Origin of the sequence: Brucella pseudogrignonensis, assembly GCF_002252525.1 — a bacterium.
GTDB classification, from domain to species: domain Bacteria; phylum Pseudomonadota; class Alphaproteobacteria; order Rhizobiales; family Rhizobiaceae; genus Brucella; species Brucella pseudogrignonensis.
Genome location: NZ_NNRM01000039.1, coordinates 304,371 through 330,150, shown reverse-complemented (window position 1 = coordinate 330,150; position 25,780 = coordinate 304,371). Strand labels below are relative to the sequence as shown.

Sequence of the window (25,780 nt, the reverse complement as noted above, 5' to 3'; positions counted from 1 at the left end):
ACTTCTGCGGGCGTTTTGTACCCCAAACATTTGCGCGGCGTATTGTTGAGCCGATGACAGATGAATGCGAGGTCTCGATCACTGAGGGTGAGCGGATCAAGGTCTCGGGGGAGCCAACGTCTTGTGCGTCTGTTGGTGTTTTCAACGGTGCCTTTCTGCCAGGGTGATTGCGGATCGCAGAACCATATTTGCGACCCTATTCCATTCTGTAGATACGACCACTCTGTAAACTCAGTGCCACGATCAAACGTGATTGATCGGCGGGCCATTTGGGGCAGGGGTTGGAGTACCCTAATCACGCCATCCATCACCGGCCGTGACTGACGATCATTGTTACGTAGCAACACAGTAAAGCGGCTCACCCGCTCGACCAGAGACGTCACATTGGCCTTGCCGAACCTCTTGCGAAACTGGATGAGGTCGCATTCCCATGTGTGGATACCCCCGGTAATGCAAGGATTATTTTTGGATTGCTCGAACGTGAGATCGGTTACGGTCATGTGTCAGGCCTCTGTTGAAGCGGCCATTTATGCCGCGGGCCGGTATGGCGATGCGAAGGTCAGGTCCATGTCAGTGGCGCGGGCGCGAAGCCCTTTGGGAATGCCTGGTTTTCCTGATCTCGATCTTGCCGATCTGTTTGCCCTTACTTTCCAACGTCCTCCTCACATAATCGGAGATTTCCGTTTCGGTATTAAGCCGAAACAGGTTCTCCCCGATATTCTTCACCTTTTGTCATCATTGCCCAGATCGCTCGCGCAGTCTTATTTGCTAAGGCGATAGCGATGAGCAATCGTGGTTTACGTTGCAGCATTTTCTGAAGCCACGAGCCTTCAGGGACTCCATTCTTGATCGCCCATCGAATGCGGGTCATTGCCCCAATGATTAGTAGGCGGCGGATGTCGCGTTGTCCCATTTTCGAAGTACGACCAAGTTTTTGTTTGCCGCCAGTCGACTTCTGCAAGGGTACAAGGCCAAGCCACGCCGCAAAATCACGGCCGCGACGAAAGCTGTTCATATCCGGCCCAAAAGCTTTGATAGCCATAGCGCTGACAGGGCCAATGCCCGGAGCTGTTTGCAGGAGTAGCGCCTCTGGGTCACGCTTCGCTTCTTCCTTCATCTGCCGCTCGACAACAGCAATCTTCGTATTGCAGCTCTGGAGCTGATCCATAAGTAGATGTCCGAGCTCCACTACCAGCAAAGGCAACGGTGTATCGGGATCTTCTATCTCCCGTTCAAGTTTGCGCACAAAAGTAAGGCCCGCAGGTACAACAATCCCGTATTCCATCAAGTGTCCGCGCAGAGCATTGACGATTTGGTTCCTTTGACGAACCAAAAGATCTCGTGTCTTAAAGACCATGGCCCTTGACTGCTGTTCAGCAGACTTAACCGGAACGAACCGCATGGTTGGTCGGATAGCGGCTTCACTAATGGCTTCCGCGTCGGCGGCATCATTCTTATGTCTTTTAACAAAGGGCTTAACGTAGATAGGTGGAATGAGCCTGACGTCATGGCCAAGGGCACCAATCTCGCGCCCCCAATAATGCGCAGAACCACAAGCCTCCATTGCGACTACTGTCGGCGACTGGCTTGCCAGAAAGACACTTAACTGATCTCTCGTCAGCTTTTTCCGAAACAGAGGTTTGCCAGTGACGTCTGCTCCATGCAGTTGGAATACAGACTTAGCGAGATCAATACCAATTATTGCGGCGCCTTCCATGAACACGTCTCCTGTGCCAGATTAACCCCGCACCCGCAGTATGCCTGATCTTCCTACGATCGGGGAAGGGGTATCCACACCATCAGTGTCCGAACTGCTTGCGCCTGGCAACCATGTCTGGATGATAAAGGATGCTCAGTTCTGGTGGAAAGCGGCGTCCATGATGACGCCGGGCATGACGTGGGCGGCGTCGGGCACGACGTTCCGGCAGATATTTCCAAAGCTCTTCTTTTCGACCGTCGGTGGAATACACAAACTGATAGATTGTTTCGTGACTGACAGATATGGGATGTTGCTCCAACCGCATTCTCCCAGCAATCTGTTGCGGCGACCATCCATCGCTGATGTGATCTATCACGGACTGCCGTAGCTCATCATACCGAATGAGCTTGCGTTGCTTCGAACGCCGCTCGCGGCATTTCTGCTCAGCAATCGTACAGTAATAGCCGTTTAAATCCTTAATCTCATCATCATTAAACTGATTGCGTTTCAGTTCACGAAAAATCGTCGAGCGATGCCTTCCAAGCTTCTCAGCAATAACGTCAACGGAAAGCTTTGCAGTGCGCCAGCGTGCTATTCTGCGACGTTCATCCAGATCAATATGCGAATAGGTGCGGTCCATGACGGGTTCCTTGCATTGGATAACTCATTGTTATCATTTGCAAGTCGCACTTCAAACTAGAACCCACCCGCTATTTTCAGTGTCTGGCATAATATTTCCGGTGCTTTGCTGGCAAATTGGTTCTCCAGCCGTGTAGAGGAGAAGGCTGAGCGGTCTTGAAAGCATGACCTTGATCTTTATTCAAAATCGTCTTGGTGGATGTTTATCTAGGGCCTTTTGGACGGGGCTTTTGGGCTAACCTAAGTGTAAACATCAGAAACGATAACGTGTGCTGCCTCAGCCTCGCTCTTGGATTTAGCGTCGCTATTGTTATCCATCGCGATAATTGTAGAAGCGGTGTGGTTGTATACCGCTTTCCACTGAGTTTTCGCATCGTCGAAGATGGGCTGGCTTATCGCGATATCTTCATCAAAAATAAGACAGTTTACCAATGGACTGCGATTTTCGGGCAGGCCCATGCTAACACCTACGTCGCCGTACCTTACGCCTTGGCGACAAATGGCGTCTGGATAAATGCGTGATATCCATCAAAGGTGAGCATTACATTCTTTTGCAGGTGGTTGAACGAATTACTAATAATGCGATTGCGTTTACAACGGTGTTTTTGCGTAACCTTTTGACAGAACTGGTCCTGTCGGACGTCCCGTAGGCGAACCACCCGCAGGCTCTAATGTAAGCTCATAAAGCTGCTCACCACGCGGCAGAGGCAAATCTGGCCCCTTCAACTGAGCTGAATGCGCGCCTTCAAGAAGACCCATTGAGACAGGCCCCATGTCTTGAGAAGGAAGCGTCCAGACCTGAATGGTTTTGCCCGATGGAATTTCGACATCGTTTAACAGGCGGACGCGCGCATTTTCATTGCCGAAATCTTCAACGATAGCCTGAACGTTTCCAGTATCATCCAGCAAAACAGCGATCACAACCGGTTCAATGGTTCTTGTAAGCGACCATCCAAGACCAATAGCAAGAAGGATTGATGCAGCCGATGCCGAGAGTGCTGCAAGTCGCCATCCATTAACACCAGGCTTGTTATCGTTGGCATTTTTGACAGGTGTTATTGCCGGGGCAGGCCTATCCGAAAGCTGATTTTCAACAGTTTCCCAGACGTGTTCATCGACGCGCATCGGCGTAGCGGATGAATCGAGCGCCAAAAATCGCTCACGGCTGCGGGCAACGTCCTGCCTCAGCTCGTCATTGCGGATAATTTCGGCTTCGAGCTGAAGGACTTCGTCCGGATTAAGCAGACCGAGCACATATTCGTCAGCAAGTTCCGGCGTATTATCAAATGATTTTATCATGTCATACATGCCCGCAATGCGCTCAGACCTCGTCTTACCCAGGATTTTGCGGTGCCCAAAGGTATTTGTAATCGCCCAGCAATTTCACCATGCGTGTAGCCACCGACGTAAGCCATAAGAATGCCATCTCGCTTGTCTTTGTCTAGAGCATCAAGACATTCTCTTAGCTGGCTTGTTTGATCAAGTTGATGCCAAGCTGTCAAAATGTCATTTGAGTGTTCGGCTTCGCTTAAAGCGTCGACATCATCCACTGTCTGCTCACGTTTTCCGTCGCGCAACACATTCAAAGCGCGATTACGCACAATCGCATAAATCCACCCTTTGGCAGAGCCCTGATCGGGCGCATATTGATGGGCATGGGTCCAGATGCGAATGAGCGCTTCCTGCAAAACCTCTTCCGCAAGTTCGCGGCGGCGCAGAATGCGGTGGGCAACGGCCAGCAATCGTCCCGATTCCTGATCAAAGATAGCTCGGAGTCCTGACCGATCACGCCGCACGCAGGCAGCAATAGCCTTTGCTAGCTCATCCGTTTGCCCGCCCATTCCACTCATCTCCTCATCCGTCAGCTAATTTAACCTTGATTTCTATACGCAGGAAACAGGCAAACAGATGCATTGGAATTTTATTTTTCTCCACTGCATCCAAACTGGTGGTCGCATGTGTCTGATAATCAGAGGCGCCGAAATCTACGACCCTAACGGCAGCTTCGAACAACGAAACAATGGAGGACAATGATGCATATTATTCAGCTGGTACTGGCTACATCCACAATTTTTGGCGTTTCGATTATTCATGGCATAGCCGCACCTGCGCTTGGCCTTGTCGGTGACAAGACGCTGGTGATGTTTGACACAGATGACGGCAAAGTCACAAAGACGATGGAAGTCGATGGCGTTGACAATCTGGTTGGTATTGATTTTCGACCTGTCGATAAGACTGTTGTCGGCGTTACCGGGGATCATCGGATCGTCGCAATCAATATCGATAGTGGAGCGATAACAGAAATCGCCAAAATGAATACGATGTTGCCAATGGCTGAAGGGCAGGCTGTCGTTGTTGATTTTAATCCAATGGCTGATCGGCTTCGTTTTATGACGGGCACGACAAATCATCGTGTGCATCCGGATACGGGTGAAGTCACGGTAGATGGTAAGCTGGCATATGAAAAGGGTGATACAGGTGAGGGCGCTGAAAGCAAAATTGTCGCCGCTGCTTACACCAATTCAATCGGTAAGCCTGAAAAGACAGCTATGTTTAATATCGATGCTGGCAATAAAACACTTGTGCAGCAAACGAAGCCAAATGACGGAACGCTGAAAACAATCGGCAATCTTGAAATCGAGGGGAGCCCGGAGACTTACGCGTTCGATATTCATGGAATGGCGGAAGGCAAAAACACGGCCCATCTCGTTGCAGACAACACGGTTTACACGGTAAATCTTGAAACTGGCGCTGCCACCAAAATCGGCACCGTTGAGAAACTGGAAAGCAATATGCGCGATGTGGCTATTTTGCCAGCGTCATAGTTTCCGGAATGGGGCCGGTTCCAAATCGGCCCTTTTTCTTTTTTTGCCTTATCTATAATCTGACGCTCCACTTGCCTCGCTACAGAACTCAAATCTATGTCTCGCCCCGCAAGCTTCTCAATGGCTGAGGTCACAAGATCACGTGCCACATACTCAGATTTGTGCCCTATGCCTTTGATCACCAAAAGCTCTGACCGTGCTATTGGGGATAATGAGTCGTCTGAACGCCTATTTCGTTACTAGACCAGTTCCCGTTGAGCATTACACCAAAAACCATGAACATAGAAAGATTATGCTTAGTAAATGCACTAAGGGGCGGGAAAGAGAAAAGAATTGTGATAATGCGCGTATGGCGGAATTTATTTTAAATAGCCATAAAGATGAATAACGCAACGAATATAAAGAATATTATTATTAAATATTGGCTCTTTAACATTTTTTTCTTATTTCGGTATTATTTTCATTATAATTGATAGTATGATTTATAGATAATTATAAATTTTTCTAATAATATTGACAAAATTGTGTCCGATCCTAGGTTGACATTTACCCCTTCTGTGTCCCAGTTCTGCGAGAGACAATGCTAGCCAAATTTATTATCAATCCGCCTGTTTTTTTTGGTTCGATAATTATAATAGGATTATTCTTGGCAGTCGGTGTAATCGTTCCAGATCAAGCCGCTGAAATTTTTGCTGCGTTGCAAACCAGTATTCTTTTGAATTTTGGTTGGTTCTACCTTTTGGTCGTAGGAATTTTTCTTGCCAGCGTTTTGCTGCTTAGTTTGGGGCGATATGGTCGCCTTAAATTAGGACCTGATGACTCTACTCCAGACTTTAGCTTTATGTCGTGGATCGCGATGCTGTTTGCTGCCGGTATGGGCATCGGATTGATGTATTATGCTGTTGGCGAGCCAGTGTCCCATTTCATGGCCCCGCCAACAGCTGAACCGCGCTCGATTGAAGCGACACGACAAGCAATGGCTGTGACTTTTTTTCATTGGGGGATTCACGCGTGGGCGATCTATGCGGTTGTGGGTCTGTCACTTGCGTATTTTGGCTATCGCTACAATCTTCCTCTAACGATCCGATCAGGCCTTTATCCTCTGTTGAAGGAACGGATTAACGGCCCTGTTGGTCACGCTGTTGATATTTTTGCGATTGTCGGAACAATGTTCGGTATTGCAACCTCTCTTGGACTTGGCGTCTCACAAATTAATGCCGGGCTGAATTATCTCACCGGAGTTCCCATTGGGTTAGAGGTTCAGCTTCCGCTGATATTGGTTATCACCGGCCTTGCGACCATATCCGTCGTCACAGGACTTGATAAAGGCGTTCGCATTTTATCAGAAGTGAACCTTTTGATAGCAATTTTGCTTATGCTGTTTGTCCTCGTTGTGGGACCAACAGCACAGCTTTTTCGCGATTTTGTTCAGAATATCGGTCTTTATCTGGATTCCTTAGTACTGAGAACGTTCAATATATATGCCTACCAGCCCACACCATGGATTGATGACTGGACACTTTTCTATTGGGCTTGGTGGATTTCCTGGTCACCTTTTGTCGGCATGTTCATCGCTCGTATTTCGAGAGGTCGCACCGTACGTGAATTTGTTACAGCTGTTTTGTTTATTCCAGCTGGCTTCACATTTTTCTGGATGACGGTTTTTGGAAACTCTGCGATCCTGATTGACACAACTATCGCCAATGGGAAGTTGGGAGCCGAGATAGCTGCTGACGTGTCGGTTGGTCTGTTCCATTTCTTTGAATACCTGCCCTGGACGACATTGACCTCAACGCTTGCCGTCCTCCTGGTAGCGATTTTCTTTATTACATCTTCCGACTCAGGGTCGTTGGTTGTGGATTCTATTGCTGCGGGGGGCGAGACTGAAACGACCACCGCTCAACGGGTTTTCTGGTGCGCGCTTGAAGGTATCGTGGCTGCCAGTCTGCTTGTTGCCGGTGGATTGGGTGCCCTTCAATCGGTGACAATCGCAAGTGCACTTCCGTTTTCCATCGTCATACTCGTTCTTGTTTGGTCACTTTTCAAAGGCATGCGAGCCGATCTTGCCCAGCAAGTCGCACATGCGGGAATTCCAAATGCGCCAACGGCACAGCCAGCAGCAGGTCTGACCTGGCAGCGCAGATTGGGGTTAATGCTGCATGCGCCTTCCGAACGTGAAGTGCTAACGTTTGTCGAAGGTCCGGCGATGAAGGCACTTTCCGAAGTTGCGTCAGAACTCAACAATCGTGGACGCGACACGGTTGTGGTGTCGGAAGACAACGGTTCGATAGCGCTGCGCTCCTCTGCAGAGGGTGTTCGTGACTTCATTTACGGAATAATGCCCGCCTCACACCAGATTCCGGCTTTCTCGACTATGGCCGTGGGAAAACCGGAATTTCGCTTTGAAGCCAGAACGTATTTTTCAAGCGGCGGTCGGGGCTATGATGTCATGGGCATGACGAAAGAACAATTGATCTCGGATGTACTGGTCCAGTTTGAGCGTTATCTGGCATTGGTTCACACACCAGAAACGCAATTGGTCCATAGCGCACCGGAGCATTCAGCCGACATGTGATGATCGGCCCACCAAATTCAAAATGCTCGCAATTGAGATAGGAATAATGGAACAAAAAGCGACCGAAATCTTTGAAAATACTAATCAATTTCTGTTCCAGACATCAGATCTGCTTTTGCGCTATTCTCAATCGACACTCGGTGCAATTTTGATCCTTTGCGCAGGATGGATATTAGCTGGAACACTTCAACGCTGGGCAGTAACGTCACTATCAAACATCCGTGGGCTTGATAAAACAATCTCAAAATTTTTTGGCGGAGTGATCCGCTATGGAATACTTGCTATTGTTCTTGTGATGGTTCTGGGCCAGTTCGGCGTCCAGACCGCCTCAATACTTGCGGCAGTGGGAGCAATCGGTCTCGCCATTGGCCTCGCCTTGCAAGGAACGCTTCAGAATATTGCAGCTGGCATTATGCTTCTGGTTCTTCGGCCGTTTCGAGTTGGAGAGTTTATAAGCGCAGGCAGTGTGGTGGGTACTGTTGAAGAGATAGGCCTGTTTACGACCGAGCTTATCTTACGACGGCCTATACATTATGGTTCCAAATTCTACTCTTTGGAACACCTCTGTTACCAATTACAGTCGCCTTAAAGCGCGGATGCACGACTTCAAGGTTAGCATAGGATACGATGACAGCATCGATGACGCTTTCAAAATAATTGAGAACATTGTTTCGTCACAAGTGGGCGTTCGGGCGGATCCTAAAGCGGCATTTTTCGTCGATGAGCTCGGCGATAGTGCAATTATTTTGTGCTATCGCTATTGGGTTGACAGCAACAATTATTGGGATGTGGTTCGCAACACGACCAGATCAGTGAAAACGTCCTTTGATGCAGCCGGAATAAAAATACCGTATCAGCAGGTGACCTATCATATGAAAGCTCAAAATTAGATTTTCATGTATCATCCTTATTAATGGCCATGCGCCGATTGGATGGTGCTCTAGGCGGCACTGTTATCGGTGCGCATCTGTCGTGTGCAGCATGACAAAAAATCAAAACTGGCAAATCGCGTAATTGCTCTCGGAATCAGAAGCCACCTCAGTCAGACCGGACAACGCTTCAATAAGTTACATATGATCTTTGTCGATTAAATATTTAATAATCACAATTATTTCGATATAAATAATCTCGTGACGAGCACATAAATGTCTGACCGTTTTTAATCAATGTGCAAAATGAAATGATAAATGAAAGTTGAAATGATGAAAACAGGTAAATTTGGTAAAATTATATCTTTGAATGTATTGATATTATCGTCATTATACTCGAATGCATTTGCGAGCTATGGCTTTTATGTTGGAAAAAATCTGACTGAAGACGGATCTGTATTGATAGGTGGTACAGGTGAGGAAGTTTCGGGGCATTGGTTGACTGTTGTGCCAGCTAAAAAGCATCCCGAAGGTGCGACAATATCGGTAGGAGCAACTGACAAGGCCTATATGCCAGGCAAACTCATTGAAATCCCTCAGGTTCCTGAGACTTTCAAATACATAAACATGAATTATAGCGATTTCGAAGGCTTTCCCGCACCGCTGACCAATGGCGGTTTGAACGAGCACGGCGTGGCGTTACGGGATATCTGGTCGAACTCACGCGACGAACTGGTTGAAATGACACCAAACCCGCAAACGGGTCCACAATACAGCGATCTGGCCCGTATTGCTTTGGAGCGTGCTAAAACGGCGCGTGAAGCCGTCGAGATTATCGGCGATCTTATCAATAAGCATGGTTATACCACCTACGGCGGTAACTCGCATCTGATTGCCGATAAGAATGAAGGTTGGGTAGTACTGCAATTCGCAGGCGGCAAAGGCTTATGGGTCGCTGAACGCTTAGGTCCAGATGATGTGCGCGTTTCATATCCTGGCTATATTGGCGATATTCCAGCCGACATCACTGGCAACAACGACTACCTGGCTTCCCCGAATTTTTATGATTTCGCCATCGAGCAGGGTTGGTGGAAACGTGATGGCGATAAACCGTTTAACGTGCATGCCGTCTATAGCGAACAAGACCGCCCGATGCGAACCGGTCAAAAGCACTGGACAATTGAAACCGTGGAAAAAGAACTCCACGATATGGCGCCGGTCACACTGAAAAAAATGATGAAACTGGTCCGTGATCCGCGTGTATCAACTGAGCGTTCCGGTTACGGTGAAGTCGCTCAGCTGCGTGATACATCGCATTCAGGTTTGAATCTGCTATGGGTTGCACCAACAGGTTCTGTTACCGCGCCGTTTGTGCCCTATCATATTGGGATCGATAAGGTCATCCCTGAGTATGGCATTCACAGATACCTTTTCCGTGATGCAGGCTCCACCTTCCTAAATGCTGAATATCAGTCGCAGGAAGCGACACAGTTTGCGGGACGTTTGTTTAAGCGAATTATGTACCATGCGTGCGCAAACCCAGAAACATTCATGCCTGAAATTACACAAGCCCTTGAAGCCTTCGAAGCTAAACAGATCGATGACATTCCTGAAGTTCAGGCGACAGCTGACATCCTTTACAAGGCCGAAAAGCCGGAGCTGGCTTCCAGATATCTGACGGATTACAGCGTGCGTCAGTCAGAACGAGCATTAGGCCTTGGTGAAGCCCTGCTTGCGTCAATCGAAGCGCGTTCGAAACTCCTCTACGGCATTGAAACCGCTGAAGGCACAGCGATCAATGCCGAGGGGACTGACATGCCATGCCGTAAAAAGTAAATTCCACTCACCAAAATAAATACCCTCAAGTTGATGCACGGACCTTTTTGACGGTTCGTGCATTCTTAGCTCTCGTCAAAAGTCGAACGATTGGTCTCAACATCTGGGTCAGATCTAATTGTCAGCTTTTTACGCGGTCGTTAGTTTCACTCTCTCAGATCAACGCGTACCGCAATGCGAAAACACAGAATTTGGATACAGGAAAGATTGTAAAGCCGGCCAAAATCATGGTTCCAGATGACAACGGATTTGCGTAATGTGAAGGAGGACGGAAGGCTAACGCATACATAAAGGCAGTGAGTATCTGACTTTAAAAACAAAAGCGTAACGAGAGCGGGATCGTCATCGCTGGCGAACGTGACCCCATCCGATCTCAGATTGAAGTTCAAGATTACGCTAGGACGCCACGGATGGGGAGCCAAAAGTGGCAGGCGTATATCATTCTGACTTTATCGCCTTGATCGCTAAGTGAAGCGTGGTTCCCCATACCAGTAAGGCAACGAAGCTAAATCCCGCTCCGAGTATTGACACACCGAGCCATTCGGCTTGGGCATAGGCCGCTGTAACTCCTTCACCTGAGCCTGAAACGCCCGGTATTCCGAGGCAGGGACAACCTACTCTTCGGTTGCCGTTGCAACCAATGCACCCTGTGAGGCAAGTTTGCGCCACGCGAACAGCTGGTTAGGCGCAATGCCATGGCGACCGGCGACCAGACTGACCGTCGCGTCCGTCTCGTAGGTTTCGTGGACAATCGCAAGCTTCTCCGCTGTACTCCAGCGTCGACGCCGCTCAGGGCCGGAAAGAATTTCCATCTTAATGCTATTACCAGTCATAATGTGAACAGTGTCCTATCACTTATTTAAGTGGCAGAAACTGTCCGGCCAATTAGGGGACTATTCCAGTTGGAAAGGGTTGGCGCCAATATTCTTGACTGGAAATCGGTACGTCGGCCAATGATTGGGACGAGTGGATCGTATCGCTCCAAGGCGGAAAATGAAGTGACTTGGCGAACACAGAAATTTTCTATAGACTGTGTAATTCATATGCATTACAACTAAGCTTTAAGTTGGAGAAACTTATGGCTTCTAACGCACTCGTTCAAACTCGCATTGATGCAGAAGTTAGAGATCGTGCCTCTGCGGTTCTGGAAAGTATGGGTCTTACGGTGTCGGACGTAGTTCGTATCTTACTCACACGGACGGCGAACGAGGGGGCACTACCGCTAGAACTTATATCAGGCAGCGAAGCGCACGATGCTTGGTTTCGCAGCAAGGTTCTTGAAGCGCTTCACGACACGCGACCCGACGTGCCGGATGATGAAGTCACAGCTCATTTCGAAAGACGACGGGCGGCAGCGCGCCTTAAAGCAGCGGCGCTCAAGTCGTGAAGCTCAACTGGTCTGCATTTGCGTTATCAGATCGAGACGCCATCTTCACTTTCATTGAGGCGGAGAATCCCTCATCTGCAATCATGGTCGACGAACGAATAGTCGCGGCTGCTCGTCGCCTAGTTGATTTTCCTGCGAGTGGTCGGGTTGGCAGAATTGCCGGGACGCGGGAGCTGGTGATAAACGGCACCCCATACGTCGCGGCTTATGCTGTAACACAATCGGCTGTTCGTATCCTCCGCGTACTTCATGGCGCACGGGAATGGCCAGACATGATTCCTACCAGCTAAGCTTCAAACTTTATTTATGGGATCAACGGGGCACCAATCCGCTTCTCTCCAAGATAGACGGGCGATATTGCCGTTGAGGAGGGGCAATCATCAAGAATCTTGACTGGTAATCTGGAAATGTGCGGCGTCTGGATGTTCCGACCTCTAGAATAGCTGTTTGGGGTAGCATATGTTCGAAATTGCCATTTTTGGCTTTCTGCATTTAATAGATATGCCCTTTTCATGAAGCTCAATTAATTGTATGAATTATTCATACCATGCTTGATGTCATCGAAAAGAAAAGTAGAATGGCCAATAACGAAAAACGTACGATTAGCCTGCCTAGTGAGCAAGCAGCCTTCATCGAATCCAAAGTCAGAAGTGGGGATTACGCCTCAGTTAGTGAGGTTGTTCGTGCTGGCATCCGTGCATTAAGAGAGCGGGATGAAGTGATTGAGCGCTGGCTACATAATGAAATTGCTGCATCGTATGACGGAATGAAATCCGACCCTTCACGGGCGGTAAGTGTCGATTCTGCTTTTGCGTCAGTTCGCACTCGACATGCTGAACGCATGAAAGTTCGAAAGTGATCGGCAGGAGGGTTATCTTATCACCGGAAGCGGAGGCAGATCTTCTGGCTCTTTATGACTGGATAGCCGAAAGAGCTTCGCCTCAGACAGCGCTCGGATACATCGATAGGCTTGAAAATTATATTCGCGGCTTCGAATACGCTTCTGAACGAGGCACCTTGCGTAACGATATACGCGAAGGACTGAGAACCGTTGGCTTTGAACGTAGAGTCACGATCGCCTTCAATGTCACTGATCAAGAAGTTGTTGTGTTGGGCTTCTTTTATGGCGGCCAAAATTGGCAGGAAGCCTTATCTGAACATTGAAGTCGTGATCATCGTTCTTGGTCGGTTATTTTGAAAGAGAGCCGAGCGCGTTTGCTGGGAATGGAGCGATCCGGTTCTTGACTTGGTATCAGAAACATCGAAATGCCGACAAATCTGCCCTGCTTACACGCGGACGGCGGGCGCCTGTCCGGACATCAACAACGTCTATCAGGTGAGCTTTGCTTGGAGTTTCGGCCCGACAACTGGGAGCTCAATTGGACGGACTCGATGGTGTTAGTATGAAAGTAAATGATGAGCGCTTCCGACCACTTTGGGAGCAGCCAACCTCCAGTCCGATGATAGGTTAGATAAGATTACTGGTATCCGAACTAATTATTTAGGCTCAATGTTGAGGTTTCGATGTCAGGCCGGTTGGATACGAACGTTCTGTTGCTCTCCGGGCTTGCTACGCAACGCCGAACCGTTTAATTCTCAGACATGGAAACTGCGCTCTACCTTCCCGTGAAATCCTTCCTCGAGAAGGCGGGCCTAATCGTCAAGGGTGAGATTAGTGGTTGTGATCTCGTCGGTTTGAGCGATGACGCTCCACCAGTCGTGGTCGTATGTGAGTTGAAGCTCGCGTTCAATCTAGAACTGATCCTGCAAGCTGTCGATAGGGCCGCGGTCTCTGATGAGGTGTGGATCGCCGCGCGGATGTCTCGCCGAAAGGGGAGAGAAAATGACAAGCGTTACCGTGACCTTTGCCGCCGGCTCGGCATCGGCATGTTGGGAGTGTGGGAAAGCGGTGAAGTTTCAGTTCTCGTCAGCGCCGTCTCCCCAATGCCGCGAACTAACACGAAGAGAAGGTCTCGGCTTGTCAGTGAACACCGGAAACGAAAGGGCGATCCGGTCGTCGGCGGCAGCACGAGAATGCCGATGATGACAGCGTACCGTCAACAAGCGTTAGGTTGTGCCTCGGCGTTGGAGGCCGGTCCGCAACGGCTGCGGCACCTAAAGACGACTGTCCCCGAGGCAGCCAAAATTCTACAGTCGAACGTGTATGGTTGGTTCGCCAGGCTTGATCGTGGGATTTATGAACTGACCGAGGCTGGTCGAGCTGCGCTTGTTCGTTGGCCGCAGAATGCGAACACGACAGAACGCCTTGATGCTCCTGTGCCGGCATTTTGATACCAATCACCTCTCCTATCCCAAGAAAAATACACGCGACCGACTCGGCGCTAGGAAATTGATCCAATTGATCTCGCAGATTCCCTAACAAGGGCAATCGGCTCATCGGACTAGCGCAACTGGGCGAGAGCAGCTATTCCATAGGTGCGTCTGGCGGCTTGCAGTATCTTGCTTAGCGAAGCTGAAACCTATCGAAACTGTTCGATCCGTTTCAGCATGCAGGACGTTTTTTACATGCAATAGTCCACTTACAACATCGGGGAGAGACGCAGCCCAAGGTATCTGACTGGCAATCAAAGCAATAATGATTTCTGGGTGCTAAATTCCATATTTGCACGAGCAATACTTCCAAGCAATTAATAACCGGCCATCTCGGCCTGGAAGTTTGTAAATTGCAACCGGTTTCCGCAATCCACTTATATTCTATTCTTGTATATTTCAGTCATGTTTTGTATGAGCAAAGATATAGCTTGATGGCAGTGTTGCCCATAACTGATTGTGGCTTCGAATGGACGCAAAGTCTGACGAGATAGATGCTCTTTACAGGGCTGAGCGGCAGCGTCTTGAACGTATGGTCGTTCGAAAAATAGGTGCGCCGAATGCGTCTGATGTTGTTCAGGATGTGTTTGTTCGACTTTGGGGAAAGACCAGAGAGCATATTATTCTGACGCCTGCATATCTTAGGCGCTGTGTTCGTAATGCGGTCATCGACTTGATACGAGTTGAAAACCGACATAAAAAACTGCCAGAAATGTTGACGGAAGAGCAATATGCTGTCCCTGTCCCAACTCCTGAGCAGATTGTCATTGCGATCAACGATGTTCGCAGGATCGATGAGGCAATCCGCTCGCTTCCCGAGCGCGCTAGGCATATTTTCCTTCTTAACCGCATTCACGGCTGCTCTTATGATGAAATTGCTGAAGCGCTCGATATTTCATACAGCACGGTAGAACGAGATATGGCAAAAGCCATTCTTTCCTGTAAAAACGCCGCTGAGTAAAAAGACTGAGGGGTAGGTTGCAGAATAATCGTTATATTAACGAGACGGCAAGCGAGGCGCTGCTGCTGTAAATTTTTGATATACTCGGTGCAAATGGAAGAGCATAACGTTGAAATTTCTGATCGCGCTAAGGCCGAAAAGGAGGCTATAGCTTGGTTTACGCGTATGAACGGAAAGCCGTCGCGTGAAGATAAGCAGAATTTTCGTGCGTGGCAGCGGCTAAATATCGGTAATGAAGATGCCTATCGGTCGATCAGTGCTCTTTGGTCATCAAGTGTTGCGCCCGGAACAGAAATAGCGCGTGAAGAGGCGTCATCTCTTTCTGGTCATCTCAGCCGTATCAGAGAATTACGTAAGCGCAAAAAGACTGGCAGCAAGGCGGGTGCAGGCACACTGGCAATGATCTTTTTGCTGGGAAGCGGCTGGATATGGCTTGAGAAACCGAATTTCTGGCAGGATATGAGCGCAGACTATGTGTCTGCACGAGGCGAAACGCGTCAGATTTTACTTGATGACGGTTCGTCGGTTTTGCTTGATGCTGATACTGCAATTGACGTTCGCTTGAATGACGATTTTCGTCAGGTAAAACTCCTGCGCGGCACAGCATTTTTTGAGGTTAAACCATCGAGTGTGCCTTTCATCGTAGAGGCCGCCAATGGAAGCTCACGTGTTCTGGGTACGGCTTTTGATGTTGCTCTGGATAACGAGGGCGTTGAAGTCACGCTTGAGCATGGCAGTTTGCGCGTCGAGCTTGGCAATTCTTCAGATCAGGTCGTGCTGAAGCCGGGCGAAGCCGTGGCGTATAGCAATGACGGTCTTTCCACGCCGCACGATATTGAATTGGATGATGCCTTGGCATGGCATGACGGACGCTTTGTATTTAACAATGCAAGCTTGCAGGATGTTTTACAACGGATCGAACGCTATCGCGATGGCCGGATTATTATCGTCGGGTCCGCTTTGGGCGCGCGCCGGATAAGTGGCAGTTTTTCGCTCAATGATACCAATGCGGCGCTGTCTTCATTGCAGAGTTCTGTCGGATTCAAGATGAATAAGCTAAGCGAGCGCCTTGTTGTGATCAGGCCATGAAGGCCGTTTTCATAAACAGGATAAAATAATTCACCTTTTTATGAGGGTGCATTGTCTTCCCGAGCGTTAAGTCCAATGAGAGGGGCGCGGTATTCTCGCGTCCGCACCATTATGGATACGGGAAAGAATTAATCATGAATTCCAGTGCTGGGACACGCAGATTTGCGTTGCTGCTTGCGACGACAATATTATCAGTGACGACAAGTGCGTCCCTGTTGCTTACGGCAGCATATGCTCAGGCACCCGCCGAGAAAATTCATGATTTCAATATTCCGTCGAAATCGGTTCGTCAGACATTGAACGATATCGGTCGCCTTTCTGGTGTCGCTGTGGTGTTCGTTGAGACGGCCTCTGCATCTAAGGTCGCCAAAGCGGTCAGAGGATCGATGTCTACTTCTCAGGCAATCGGCACAGCTTTGGTCGGGACTGGCTTGAATTGGCGATTTACAAATCCAACTACAGTTACAATTGCGGATCCATCCTCGGCATCATCAGGTGTTGTGGCCGCACCGGATGGCACAACTGTGCTTAATACGATTACGGTTGTGGGTCAGGGATCAGTTACGGAAGGTTCCGGCTCTTACACGACTGGTGAAATGTCCACTGCAACGGGATTAAACCTTTCAATTCGCGAAACTCCTCAATCTGTTAGCGTTGTGACAAATGCGCGGATGCGAGACGCGGGGATGGTCACAGTTGAAGATGCCTTAGCGAATACGACAGGCATTACGGTTGGTGCAACGGGTGGCGAGCGAAGCAATTATTTCGCACGGGGATTTCAGGTCGACAATATTATGGTCGATGGCCTAACCATCAGTCAGGATTCAGATGTTGTCGGCTCATCGACCCTTGCAATGTATGATCGGGTTGAAGTCGTAAGAGGGGCTGCCGGCTTGCTCGAAGGTGCCGGAAATCCATCAGCGTCCATTAATCTGGTGCGGAAACGCCCAACGGCTGAACGCCAGATCATCGTAACTGGAACGGCAGGCAGCTGGAATAATTACATGGGAACGCTTGATGCTGGCGGCTCCTTAAATGCTGCAGGTACGTTGCGCGGGCGCATGGTTACATCGCTCCAGGATTCGGATACTTTCACGCAGGATTATGAACGACAGCGTCAGTTATATTACGGGATTCTTGAAGCAGATCTGACCGAAGATACGATGCTGACATTGGGCGGATATTATAATCGCGAGAAAAGCCCCGGAGCGGACTGGAACGGATTGCCAACTCGTCCCGATGGCAGCTTTTACGATTTCGATCGTTCTGTGCGCTCGAGTCCGTCATGGACATACTGGAATAAGGCAAACACCAATGTCTTTGGTGAGATTAAGCATGAACTTGATAATGATTGGGTGATTAAGGTCAAAGGCAGCTATCTTGACGCTAAGATGGATATGCTAGGCGCTTCACTGTATCGTTTGGATCCCGCAAGCGATGAGTTGCAATATAATATTGGCAAGTACGATTATCATCATAAGCAGACCGCTTTTGATGTGAATGCTCAGGGTAAATTTGACCTGCTCGGACGTACCCATGAACTTTCCATTGGCGGAAACTACAGACGTAATATCAACGATGATGGCCCCGGTGGCTGGCCTTCAGAGTTTCCATATCAATTCGATCCCTTCAATTGGCAGCAGTCCGTTGACGTTCCCATGCCTGAGTTCAACTACATGTGGGAGCGGCAGTCTAAAGAAATTAATTACGGTCTTTATGGAACAGCCAAGCTTAACGTGACTGATCCTCTTAATGTGTTCGTTGGCGGTCGTCTGAGCTGGTATGAAACGAATACATTCTTCCGTAGTGGTACTTATACTGAAGCTACCGCGTTCGATGCTGAGCATGAGTTTACACCCTACGTCGCGGCCACTTATGATCTCAACGACGTTTTCACTGTTTACGGCAGTGTAACCTCTATCTTTAAACCGCAGAATTATACCGGGAGTAATGGCGCATTGCTTAATCCGGTGACCGGCACGAATTATGAAGCCGGTATCAAAGGTGAGTTTCTTGGTGGCAGGCTTAATGCAAGTCTTGCAGCGTTTCAGATCGACCAGAAAAATCTACCGGATCAACTGCCTCCCTGTGACGGAGGTATTGAGTGTTATTCAGCGGCGGGTAAGGTTCGCAGCCGTGGATTTGAGGCCGAAGTATCGGGTCTGATCACTGAAGACTGGCGCGTTTTCGCGGGATACACCTACATCAATGCAAAGTATCTTGAAAATTCGACAGGCGGTAAAGCGGGCGACCGATATGGGCGAGATAAGCCTCAGCATCTGCTTACACTATCAACCGTATACACGCTTCCTGGAGATTTAAACGGTTGGCGAGTGGGGGCGTCTGGTCGCTTTCAGAGCGCAATCGAAGGCAACGTGAACGGTTACGTTAACGCAAAGCAGGATGCATTTGGCCTTCTGGATTTGATGGTTGCTTACAGCCCGACCGAAAACACGGACTTCAGACTCAATGTCTATAATGTGTTTGATAAATATTATTACAAAGGTGTCGGCTATACGGACAACGCTAATCTGATCGGAGCGCCACGAAGCTTCACTGTAACGGGCACTTATAAATTCTAGAGTTTTCCGGAGCGCGTGAGCGCTCCCAAAGGCTTTTTACTTTGGATTAGAGGCATAACTATGCTGAAGCACTATATTCGGATCATCCGCTGGATTTTCATTACCCTGCTGCTTGTTCATCCTGTGACTTTAGCCCAGAGCGAGGATGCAACTGCTATTGTGAGGGTTTCGCATGCACTTGGGAAAACCGAAATCCCATCCGAGCCAAAGCGCATCATCACGCTCGGATGGAGCGGTGAAGACGTTGTACTCGCTCTGGGAACAGTACCAATAGCGATGACCCGCTATGGTTCATTTCCGAGTGGAATGTTTCCATGGGATGAAGCGAAGCTGGATGGAGAAACGCCACTTTTGCTAAGTGGTGATCTTAACTACGAGGCTATAGCGGCTTTAAATCCCGATCTTATTCTTGGTATCTATTCCGGTATTGACGCAGTTGCTTACAAGAGGCTTTCAGCAATTGCGCCGACAGTTGTCTATCGTTCTGGACCGTGGCAGGCAGATTGGCGAGAGCAAACTAAAATCATCGGTGAGGCTCTGGGCAAGCCCAAAGAAGCCAAAACTCTGATCACCAAAACAGAAGCTCTTTTGGAGGAGTTTGGCAAAGAACACCCCGAACTTCAGGGTAAAACATTTACGTTCGGCTCTTATATCCCCGGCAGTTCAGGAATTATTGTTTATCTTCCTTCCGACCCACGTGTTCAGGCACTGACAAAAATGGGCTTGAAAGTGTCTTCAGGCGTCGAGGCACTCGCCACCTTAGACCCTGATGAGACATCCACCTCAGTAAGCCTTGAGAATATTGGGAGCATTGACGCTGATATTCTGATCATGTGGTACGGGGAGGGTGCACGGTCAGCAGCGGAGGCGCAGCCCTTGTTTGCGGCGCTTGATGCCGTGAAGCGAGGATCATACGTAGCGCTCGATGATCCGGTGTCGGTCTGGTCGACATCGGCTTTGAGCGTTCTCTCTATTCCCTATGGTTTTCCGAAGTTTGTCCCGCGTCTGGCTGACGCCGCACGCAAAGCGGAGCAGCATCCATGATACAGATGCACGACGATACGCATAGTCACGAAACCCACTCACATGACCATAATCACGCCCACGATGAGGATTATGGTCATCATCACGATCCTTATGTGGAGGACTATTTCTTAGGAGAGACGATTGATATTGAACAACTCTCTCCATCTCTCATCCGGGTTGTTCTGAAGGTTGTTGGCGGAGAACGGCTGCTCCCATCCGGTCATGCGGATGAATGGGTGCGGCTTGCGTTGCGGCCTGACCCTGACACGGCCGTGACGCTGCCGGTTCTGATGGAGAATGGCAAATGGGGCAGACCAGATGGTTCTCAACATTGTCCAAACCGTCCCTATACGGTCCGTCGCTGGGATGCATCACGCTGCGAGATGACGATAGATATCGTCGTGCATGAGGGTGGAGTTGCTACAGGCTGGGCGATGTCTGCCAAAGTTGGCGATGTTGTGGGCATTTGTAATCCGGAAGGCCGGCTATGGATCCCGAAGGGCAGCACATGGATTTTGATGCTCACGGATATTACCGGCCTGCCCGCTGTTGGTCGTGTTTTGGAAGAACTGCCCGATCGGTTTCAGGCGATTGTGCATGTGGAAGTTCCGCTCGATGAGGACCAGCAAGAGATTGCGACAAAAGCAGATGCCAGCATTCACTGGCATGTCTGTCATGGTTTGAAGCCAGATCGCCCTGGCTATACAGAGCTGCCGCGGATTGCCGAGAGCATCGATCAGCTGCCAGAAGGTCCGGGCTATATCTACATTGCCGGTGAAGCACTTGCCGTTTCGCAGTGTCGCAAACATTTCCGCGATACCCTTGGCTTTGAAAAAAGGTGCATTGATGCAATCGGTTACTGGATCGAAGGACAGGCGCGGGTTTAGGGCTTAAGTGAAGAGGATTGAAGATACGACAGGGCGAGAGGCAGCTGGTTTGGCTACAGCAGCCTTGTCAGTGAAAGCTGAAGGTCGCATCAATATCTCTGCGCCAGCAATGCAGCTGAGCCTTGTGTGGATGCTGTGCGGCTTTGGCTTGCTGATTGCGCTGAGCCTTTTAAGCCTTCTTTTGGGGACGCGGATGCTGTCGCCTGATGTTCTGCTTCAAGCCTTGTCAGGCCAGGACAGAAGATCGGCTGAGCAGATCATTTTGCTTGATTATCGGCTGCCTCGCACCCTGCTTGGGCTGTTATGCGGTGCAGCCTTTGGCGTTTCGGGTGCGCTGATACAGGCTGCGACGAGAAACCCTCTGGCAGATCCGGGAATTTTGGGTGTGAATGCTGGGTCTGCCTTCTTTGTCACACTGGCCGTCGGCCTTCTGGGCTGGCAGTCGATTGGTACATATATCTGGGCGGCCTTTGCCGGGGCTATTGTCATCACGCTGATTGTCTATGCATTGGGTGCAACAGGTCGCGAAGGTGCAACACCCGTCAGGCTGGTTCTGGCAGGGGTGGCTTTGTCTGCTGTCCTGAGCGGCATTGGCTCCGCCATGACATTACTCAATCCTCAGACCTTTGATGCGCTACGTATGTGGTCGATTGGCTCTATCGCCGGTCGTGACATGCATGTGGTGACACTGGTTGCGCCGTTTATTCTGGCAGGGCTGGTCATTGCACTGCTGGCAGCCCGATCGCTAAATGCTGTCGCACTTGGGGATGATCTGGCTCGTGCTTTGGGTTCAGATATTCTCAAAGCGCGCATTCTTGTGGTGATTGCTGTCACACTGCTTGCGGGGGCAGGGACTGCTGCTTGCGGTCCGATTGGCTTTGTCGGACTGATTGTGCCGCATATGGTGCGATGGTTTACTGGCCCCGATCAGCGACGGATTATTGCCTTCACGCTGATCTTCTCACCGGTCCTTCTGTTGAGTGCGGATATTGCAGGACGTCTGGTGCTTTATCCCGGAGAGCTTGAAGCCGGAATCGTGACAGCCTTCATTGGTGCACCCGTTCTTATCGCGCTGGCACGCCGCAGAAAGGTCAGCGGATTATGACCGACAAACACGGATATACAGCCACGCTCCGCCTGTTTGGTGATCAGCTCTCCTTGCGCCTGCATCGTCGTAGCCTGCTGACTGGCGTGATCCTCATCGTGCTGATCCTGCTCATAATATTGGCATCGCTCACTTCTGGCAGTTACCAGATTCCGGTCCTCAATGTGCTTGATGCCTTGCGTGGTCATGGCGATGATATGGTGCGGATGATTGTTGTCGAATGGCGGCTGCCGCGAGTGCTTCTCGCCATTTTGTTAGGTGCAGCACTTGGCATGAGTGGTGCGATCTTCCAGTCGCTCACGCGCAATCCGTTAGGCAGTCCCGACATTATCGGTTTTGCAGCAGGATCATATACAGGTGCACTGTTTGTCATTCTGCTTTTGTCGGGCGGCTATTATGAGATCGCCGCTGGCGCGCTCATAGGTGGTATTCTCACAGCTTTAGCAGTTTATGGACTTGCCTGGCGCAATGGCATGCAGGGCTTCCGGTTGATCATTGTCGGCATCGGCATCTCGGCGATGTTATCCGCCTTCAATGGCTGGATGATCAAGGTGGCTGATCTCAATGTTGCGATGTCGGCGGCTATCTGGGGAGCGGGTTCTCTCAATGGTCTCAGTTTTGATCAGCTCATACCGGTTGTAATTGTTCTTATCATCATCATGCCTTTCACCATCCTGCTTGCAAGACCCATGCGGCAGCTCGAAATGGGTGATGATGCGGCACGAGCCTCAGGCGTTAATGCCAATATTACGCGGGTGTCAGTAATGATCCTTGGTGTAGCACTCACCGCAACCGTCACGGCTGCGGCAGGCCCCATCACCTTCATTGCGCTTGCAGCTCCACAGATTGCACGGCGGATCACTCGTTCTGCAGGCGTCACCCTCATTGCATCAGCCCTTACAGGCAGCAGTCTGCTTGCAGCCGCTGATTACGCAGCCCAGCACGCCTTCCAAACACAACTCCCCGTCGGCATCATGACGGTGAGCATTGGTGGCATCTACTTTATCTCGCTGCTCGTAAAAGAGGGGAGAAAATGAAGGGGGGAATGGGTGCGGATAAGAATCAAAGGCACTGGTGCGTAACAGGAGTGTCCGCTTTCGGCTTGTTCAGGCCCAAAGCGGATCTTCCGGAGACGGCCCCATTCCGGTCGTTAGCACCTGAGAATTTTAACTGGCAGTCAAGGCAGTCGATGAGATTTGTGCTCTAATATCCTATGGCGGCACCACCGACTGCACGACTGTCAATAGCACCGTAATAGCGGCTATTGCCGCCCTTTTCGATGGCCGCCATATCCTTGCCACCGACAAGTATGCCGGCTGCCTCACCCCAGACCGGCCAGTCAGCGTCTACTCCAACCGTATAGCCCATACGCGTCAGTAGCCGGATCGTATCCGGCGAAAGCGCGTTTGCTTCCATATAGACCTGGTCGGGCAGCCACTGGTGGTGGATGCGCGGGGCGTCAATTGCCTCCTGAATGTCCATACCATGATCGATGATATTCATGATTGCCTCGAGCGTGATCGTGATGATGCGCGAACCGCCGGGGCTACCGATGACCATGAACGGCTTGCCATCCTTCGATACGATGGTAGGGCTCATTGAGGACAGCGGTGACTTCCGTGGTTCGATGGCGTTGGCTTCGCCTTGTATGAGGCCATAGAGATTGGCTACGCCCGGCTTGATGGTGAAGTCGTCCATCTCGTTGTTGAGAAGAATGCCGGTGCCCTCGGCCACCTTGGCCGTGCCGAACGATCCATTAAGCGTATAGGTCACGGCGACAGCATTGCCGTCCTTATCCACAATGGAATAATGCGTGGTTTCTGTGGACTCCTTGAACTCGGCTGGTTTCAGCGCCTCGCTGACACCGGCGCGATAAGGATCAATGCGACTGCGGATTTCTGCGGCATAGGCCTTGCTGGTGAGCTTCTCGATTGGATTATCGACGAAATCAGGGTCGCCCAATGCCGCGTTGCGGTCGACATAGGCATGGCGCATCGCTTCCACCATCAAACGCGTGGTTTCCGCCGAGCCATAGCCGAGATAAGAAATCGGGTAGCCTTCAAGCACGTTCAGGATTTCACAGATGATCAGTCCGCCCGAAGAAGGCGGCGGCGATGAGACGATGTCATAGCCGCGATAGCTGCACTTCACCGGTTCCAGCTCTCGAACCTTGTACTGCTCGAAATCGGCCTTGGCGAGAATGCCGCCATATTCCTTGCTCGACTTGACGATCAGATCGGCGATATCGCCCTGATAGAAGGCTGCCGGACCCTTTTCCGAAATGGCCGAAAGCGACTTTGCCAAATCGGGCTGGACAAGCTTTTCACCCAGAGGAAGCGGCTTGCCGTCTTTCAGGAAGATTCTCGCCGCTGCCGGGTCTTTCGCCAGTCTTTCGTTGCCATCGGCTAAGGAGAGAATATCGCCAAGTTCAAGTGTGAAACCGTTTTTGGCGAGTTTCAGCGCCGGGTCGATCAACTCCTCGCGCTTGCGGGTGCCATATTTTTCGCGTGCTTCCTCAAGGCCAGCCACCGTTCCTGGTACACCGATGGCCAGATAGGTTTCAGTGCTGGCGCCATTGATCGGCTTGCCATCCTTGTCCAGATACATGGTCTTAGTGGCGGCAAGCGGCGCGCGCTCGCGAAAATCCAGAAAGGTGCTCTTGCCGTCCTTGAAGCGGATCGTCATGAAGCCGCCGCCGCCGAGATTACCGGCCGTTGGATAGACAACCGCCAGCGCGTAGCCGACCGCAACCGCAGCATCGACGGCGTTGCCGCCGTTCTTCAGCACATCGATACCGACCTGCGAGGCAAGATGCTGGGCTGTAACCACCATACCATTCCGGCCTTCTGCCGGAGCTGGCGATGCCGCTTGAGCCGAAGGCAGATGACCTGCAACGGCAATGACTGCGGCAAGGGAAAGCGATTTCAGTCTGTAATGCTGCATGTCTTTCCTCCCAAGAGCTCTCCCGGATGGGAGCCCGGCAACAGCCTCCGCAATATCGATTGCAAAAGCAAGCAGGAGAAAAATATCCTGATTGATGTTGGGATCAGCGCGTGGGCGATACTAACTGGCCACCTTTGCGGAATGACGTGGTGATTATTGCTTCAGACTTTATTGCAATGTCTGCAATTCTCGCGGGCTGCTTCGGACTGATGAGTGCTTTCAGCTCATTGCGCAACTCTATCAATAGCTTGGAAAGACCAAAGGCTCAGATCGCGGGTTCATTTCCCTTCAAGGTATTTAGGGGCCATATTGCTTTTGATGGGAGATAGCTGGCAAGAATCTTGGCCGGCAATCAGATGATTGGATTGATCATTTTAAATGTTGATCGCAATATTCTTCCTCAAAACAAGCCGTGAAATGGATAATGTCATTTCATTATTAATTGTGCAGCCGCTCGTAAAGCCGTGCACCGGCTTTTTCAGCCGTAACCTTTAAGCGCTTGTCTCGGGTCCACAGTGAAGTTCGCCGGTCGAGAAGAACTGATGCCAGCAGTTGGGCATCAGTATAGCCAATGCCCATGCTAAAAATGCAGTGCTTTTCAATCATGGTCATGACTTCGTCATGTGTTGCGACTTCAGCTTCACGCTGCACATTCAAAAAAGCCAATACACTCGTCCTGTCTCGGAGACTGCCCAACGCAAGTTCGCCTATAATCGCTGGATGGCAAAGCAAAAGGTCATCAGCGATAATCTTAATAAGCTCATTATCGCCGCTGCGGAAATGGTCAATCCAAATTGAAGTGTCTGCCAAAATCACTTCTTCTCTGAGCTCCGACGGCGAGGAGCTGCTTCAACGTCCGGCATCGTGCCTCCAAGAGCAATAAGGCGTTTACCAGTCTCTAGTCGCACAAGTGTTTCTAGCGCTTGTCGGACTAAAGCGGCTGTCTCTTTCGTTCCGGTCAACAATCTGGCTTTTTCTAAAAGCTTGTCATCAAGATTGATGGTTGAGCGCATAATTCGACTCCCT

The 25,780-nt window shown here is 50.2% G+C and carries 24 protein-coding genes and 3 pseudogenes; 17 read left to right on the top strand and 10 right to left on the bottom strand.

Annotation, left to right across the window (positions count from 1 at the left end; genetic code table 11):
• The 6 genes and pseudogenes from CEV34_RS17760 to CEV34_RS17735 form a co-directional block, all read right to left on the bottom strand.
• Nucleotides 1-431: pseudogene (locus tag CEV34_RS17760) on the bottom strand (IS30 family transposase); the annotation flags it as partial.
• A 260-nt stretch (nt 432-691) separates the two neighbouring features.
• The gene (locus CEV34_RS17755; RefSeq protein ID WP_007880984.1) at nt 692-1,717 is read right to left on the bottom strand and encodes an IS110 family RNA-guided transposase; all 1,026 of its coding nucleotides are present in this window, start codon (nt 1,715-1,717) and stop codon (nt 692-694) included.
• 85 nt (nt 1,718-1,802) lie between these two features.
• A pseudogene (locus CEV34_RS17750) lies at nt 1,803-2,339 on the bottom strand (IS30 family transposase); the annotation flags it as partial.
• Nucleotides 2,340-2,578: 239 nt separating this feature from the next.
• On the bottom strand, nt 2,579-2,797 hold the full coding sequence (locus CEV34_RS17745; protein ID WP_064322963.1) for a hypothetical protein: 219 nt from the start codon (nt 2,795-2,797) through the stop codon (nt 2,579-2,581).
• A 132-nt stretch (nt 2,798-2,929) separates the two neighbouring features.
• The gene (locus CEV34_RS17740) at nt 2,930-3,646 is read right to left on the bottom strand and encodes an anti-sigma factor (RefSeq protein WP_007880977.1); all 717 of its coding nucleotides are present in this window, start codon (nt 3,644-3,646) and stop codon (nt 2,930-2,932) included.
• A complete protein-coding gene (locus CEV34_RS17735; protein ID WP_007880975.1) occupies nt 3,634-4,179 on the bottom strand; it encodes a sigma-70 family RNA polymerase sigma factor in 546 nt (181 codons plus the stop codon). The genes CEV34_RS17740 and CEV34_RS17735 overlap by 13 nt, the downstream gene beginning before the upstream one ends.
• Before the next feature lie 192 nt (nt 4,180-4,371).
• Between CEV34_RS17735 and CEV34_RS17730 the strand changes: the two genes are divergently transcribed.
• The 5 genes from CEV34_RS17730 to CEV34_RS17715 all read left to right on the top strand — a co-directional run bounded on the left by CEV34_RS17730 (nt 4,372) and on the right by CEV34_RS17715 (nt 10,443).
• Entirely contained in the window at nt 4,372-5,163 is a 792-nt protein-coding gene (locus tag CEV34_RS17730; protein WP_179253572.1) for a DUF4394 domain-containing protein, read from the top strand.
• A 580-nt stretch (nt 5,164-5,743) separates the two neighbouring features.
• Nucleotides 5,744-7,738: a BCCT family transporter gene (locus tag CEV34_RS17725; protein WP_064322966.1), complete on the top strand. Its 1,995-nt coding sequence runs from the start codon at nt 5,744-5,746 to the stop codon at nt 7,736-7,738.
• Between the two features lie 46 nt (nt 7,739-7,784).
• The gene (locus tag CEV34_RS27575) at nt 7,785-8,327 is read left to right on the top strand and encodes a mechanosensitive ion channel family protein (protein ID WP_268877855.1); all 543 of its coding nucleotides are present in this window, start codon (nt 7,785-7,787) and stop codon (nt 8,325-8,327) included.
• 7 nt (nt 8,328-8,334) lie between these two features.
• Nucleotides 8,335-8,628: a mechanosensitive ion channel family protein gene (locus tag CEV34_RS27570; RefSeq protein WP_007880966.1), complete on the top strand. Its 294-nt coding sequence runs from the start codon at nt 8,335-8,337 to the stop codon at nt 8,626-8,628.
• A 297-nt stretch (nt 8,629-8,925) separates the two neighbouring features.
• Nucleotides 8,926-10,443 carry a C69 family dipeptidase gene (locus CEV34_RS17715; RefSeq protein WP_007880965.1) on the top strand — a complete coding sequence of 506 codons (1,518 nt, stop codon included), beginning with the start codon at nt 8,926-8,928 and terminating at the stop codon, nt 10,441-10,443.
• A gap of 545 nt (nt 10,444-10,988) precedes the next feature.
• Here CEV34_RS17715 and CEV34_RS17710 read toward each other — a convergent pair.
• Nucleotides 10,989-11,276 (bottom strand): annotated as a pseudogene (locus CEV34_RS17710) (transposase); the annotation flags it as partial.
• 245 nt (nt 11,277-11,521) lie between these two features.
• Between CEV34_RS17710 and CEV34_RS17705 the strand changes: the two are divergent.
• From CEV34_RS17705 to CEV34_RS17650, 12 genes are all read left to right on the top strand, one after another.
• Nucleotides 11,522-11,830 carry a type II toxin-antitoxin system RelB/DinJ family antitoxin gene (locus tag CEV34_RS17705; RefSeq protein WP_064322969.1) on the top strand — a complete coding sequence of 103 codons (309 nt, stop codon included), beginning with the start codon at nt 11,522-11,524 and terminating at the stop codon, nt 11,828-11,830.
• A complete protein-coding gene (locus CEV34_RS17700) occupies nt 11,827-12,120 on the top strand; it encodes a type II toxin-antitoxin system RelE/ParE family toxin (RefSeq protein WP_094544175.1) in 294 nt (97 codons plus the stop codon). Before CEV34_RS17705 ends, CEV34_RS17700 begins: the two co-directional genes overlap by 4 nt.
• A 257-nt stretch (nt 12,121-12,377) precedes the next feature.
• Nucleotides 12,378-12,689 (top strand): type II toxin-antitoxin system ParD family antitoxin, encoded by a 312-nt coding sequence (locus CEV34_RS17695; protein WP_235819101.1) that lies wholly within the window; start codon nt 12,378-12,380, stop codon nt 12,687-12,689.
• Nucleotides 12,686-12,994, top strand: a complete 309-nt coding sequence (locus CEV34_RS17690; RefSeq protein ID WP_064322872.1) for a type II toxin-antitoxin system RelE/ParE family toxin — start codon at nt 12,686-12,688, stop codon at nt 12,992-12,994. The genes CEV34_RS17695 and CEV34_RS17690 overlap by 4 nt, the downstream gene beginning before the upstream one ends.
• 438 nt (nt 12,995-13,432) lie before the next feature.
• A complete protein-coding gene (locus CEV34_RS17685; protein ID WP_007881525.1) occupies nt 13,433-14,122 on the top strand; it encodes a DUF2161 domain-containing phosphodiesterase in 690 nt (229 codons plus the stop codon).
• Nucleotides 14,123-14,630: 508 nt separating this feature from the next.
• Nucleotides 14,631-15,122: an RNA polymerase sigma factor gene (locus CEV34_RS17680; RefSeq protein ID WP_007881524.1), complete on the top strand. Its 492-nt coding sequence runs from the start codon at nt 14,631-14,633 to the stop codon at nt 15,120-15,122.
• Nucleotides 15,123-15,215: 93 nt separating this feature from the next.
• Complete coding sequence (locus tag CEV34_RS17675) at nt 15,216-16,211, top strand: FecR family protein (protein WP_064322976.1); 996 nt, start codon at nt 15,216-15,218, stop codon at nt 16,209-16,211.
• A gap of 167 nt (nt 16,212-16,378) precedes the next feature.
• Nucleotides 16,379-18,793 (top strand): TonB-dependent siderophore receptor, encoded by a 2,415-nt coding sequence (locus tag CEV34_RS17670; protein WP_210199577.1) that lies wholly within the window; start codon nt 16,379-16,381, stop codon nt 18,791-18,793.
• 15 nt (nt 18,794-18,808) lie between these two features.
• Entirely contained in the window at nt 18,809-19,837 is a 1,029-nt protein-coding gene (locus CEV34_RS17665) for an iron-siderophore ABC transporter substrate-binding protein (protein ID WP_235819100.1), read from the top strand.
• Nucleotides 19,834-20,706: a siderophore-interacting protein gene (locus CEV34_RS17660; protein WP_007881516.1), complete on the top strand. Its 873-nt coding sequence runs from the start codon at nt 19,834-19,836 to the stop codon at nt 20,704-20,706. The genes CEV34_RS17665 and CEV34_RS17660 overlap by 4 nt, the downstream gene beginning before the upstream one ends.
• A gap of 7 nt (nt 20,707-20,713) precedes the next feature.
• Complete coding sequence (locus CEV34_RS17655) at nt 20,714-21,811, top strand: FecCD family ABC transporter permease (RefSeq protein ID WP_235819099.1); 1,098 nt, start codon at nt 20,714-20,716, stop codon at nt 21,809-21,811.
• Nucleotides 21,808-22,848 (top strand): FecCD family ABC transporter permease, encoded by a 1,041-nt coding sequence (locus CEV34_RS17650; RefSeq protein WP_094544173.1) that lies wholly within the window; start codon nt 21,808-21,810, stop codon nt 22,846-22,848. Before CEV34_RS17655 ends, CEV34_RS17650 begins: the two co-directional genes overlap by 4 nt.
• 166 nt (nt 22,849-23,014) lie before the next feature.
• On the opposite strand, the gene ggt is transcribed toward CEV34_RS17650, so the two are convergent.
• The 3 genes from ggt to CEV34_RS17635 form a co-directional block, all read right to left on the bottom strand.
• Nucleotides 23,015-24,754 carry a gamma-glutamyltransferase gene (gene ggt / locus CEV34_RS17645; protein ID WP_094544172.1) on the bottom strand — a complete coding sequence of 580 codons (1,740 nt, stop codon included), beginning with the start codon at nt 24,752-24,754 and terminating at the stop codon, nt 23,015-23,017.
• A 438-nt stretch (nt 24,755-25,192) separates the two neighbouring features.
• Nucleotides 25,193-25,570, bottom strand: a complete 378-nt coding sequence (locus tag CEV34_RS17640; protein WP_064322980.1) for a type II toxin-antitoxin system VapC family toxin — start codon at nt 25,568-25,570, stop codon at nt 25,193-25,195.
• Nucleotides 25,567-25,767 carry a type II toxin-antitoxin system VapB family antitoxin gene (locus tag CEV34_RS17635; protein ID WP_007881510.1) on the bottom strand — a complete coding sequence of 67 codons (201 nt, stop codon included), beginning with the start codon at nt 25,765-25,767 and terminating at the stop codon, nt 25,567-25,569. Before CEV34_RS17635 ends, CEV34_RS17640 begins: the two co-directional genes overlap by 4 nt.
• Nucleotides 25,768-25,780: the final 13 nt, after the last annotated feature.

Coding starts and splice junctions, on each gene's coding strand:
- CEV34_RS17755 (WP_007880984.1), bottom strand. CDS start 1,717: ATGGAAGGCGCCGCAATAATTGGTATTGATCTCGCTAAGTCTGTATTC.
- CEV34_RS17745 (WP_064322963.1), bottom strand. CDS start 2,797: ATGGGCCTGCCCGAAAATCGCAGTCCATTGGTAAACTGTCTTATTTTT.
- CEV34_RS17740 (WP_007880977.1), bottom strand. CDS start 3,646: ATGTATGACATGATAAAATCATTTGATAATACGCCGGAACTTGCTGAC.
- CEV34_RS17735 (WP_007880975.1), bottom strand. CDS start 4,179: ATGGGCGGGCAAACGGATGAGCTAGCAAAGGCTATTGCTGCCTGCGTG.
- CEV34_RS17730 (WP_179253572.1), top strand. CDS start 4,372: ATGCATATTATTCAGCTGGTACTGGCTACATCCACAATTTTTGGCGTT.
- CEV34_RS17725 (WP_064322966.1), top strand. CDS start 5,744: ATGCTAGCCAAATTTATTATCAATCCGCCTGTTTTTTTTGGTTCGATA.
- CEV34_RS27575 (WP_268877855.1), top strand. CDS start 7,785: ATGGAACAAAAAGCGACCGAAATCTTTGAAAATACTAATCAATTTCTG.
- CEV34_RS27570 (WP_007880966.1), top strand. CDS start 8,335: ATGCACGACTTCAAGGTTAGCATAGGATACGATGACAGCATCGATGAC.
- CEV34_RS17715 (WP_007880965.1), top strand. CDS start 8,926: ATGAAAGTTGAAATGATGAAAACAGGTAAATTTGGTAAAATTATATCT.
- CEV34_RS17705 (WP_064322969.1), top strand. CDS start 11,522: ATGGCTTCTAACGCACTCGTTCAAACTCGCATTGATGCAGAAGTTAGA.
- CEV34_RS17695 (WP_235819101.1), top strand. CDS start 12,378: ATGCTTGATGTCATCGAAAAGAAAAGTAGAATGGCCAATAACGAAAAA.
- CEV34_RS17685 (WP_007881525.1), top strand. CDS start 13,433: ATGGAAACTGCGCTCTACCTTCCCGTGAAATCCTTCCTCGAGAAGGCG.
- CEV34_RS17680 (WP_007881524.1), top strand. CDS start 14,631: ATGGACGCAAAGTCTGACGAGATAGATGCTCTTTACAGGGCTGAGCGG.
- CEV34_RS17675 (WP_064322976.1), top strand. CDS start 15,216: ATGGAAGAGCATAACGTTGAAATTTCTGATCGCGCTAAGGCCGAAAAG.
- CEV34_RS17660 (WP_007881516.1), top strand. CDS start 19,834: ATGATACAGATGCACGACGATACGCATAGTCACGAAACCCACTCACAT.
- CEV34_RS17650 (WP_094544173.1), top strand. CDS start 21,808: ATGACCGACAAACACGGATATACAGCCACGCTCCGCCTGTTTGGTGAT.
- ggt (WP_094544172.1), bottom strand. CDS start 24,754: ATGCAGCATTACAGACTGAAATCGCTTTCCCTTGCCGCAGTCATTGCC.
- CEV34_RS17635 (WP_007881510.1), bottom strand. CDS start 25,767: ATGCGCTCAACCATCAATCTTGATGACAAGCTTTTAGAAAAAGCCAGA.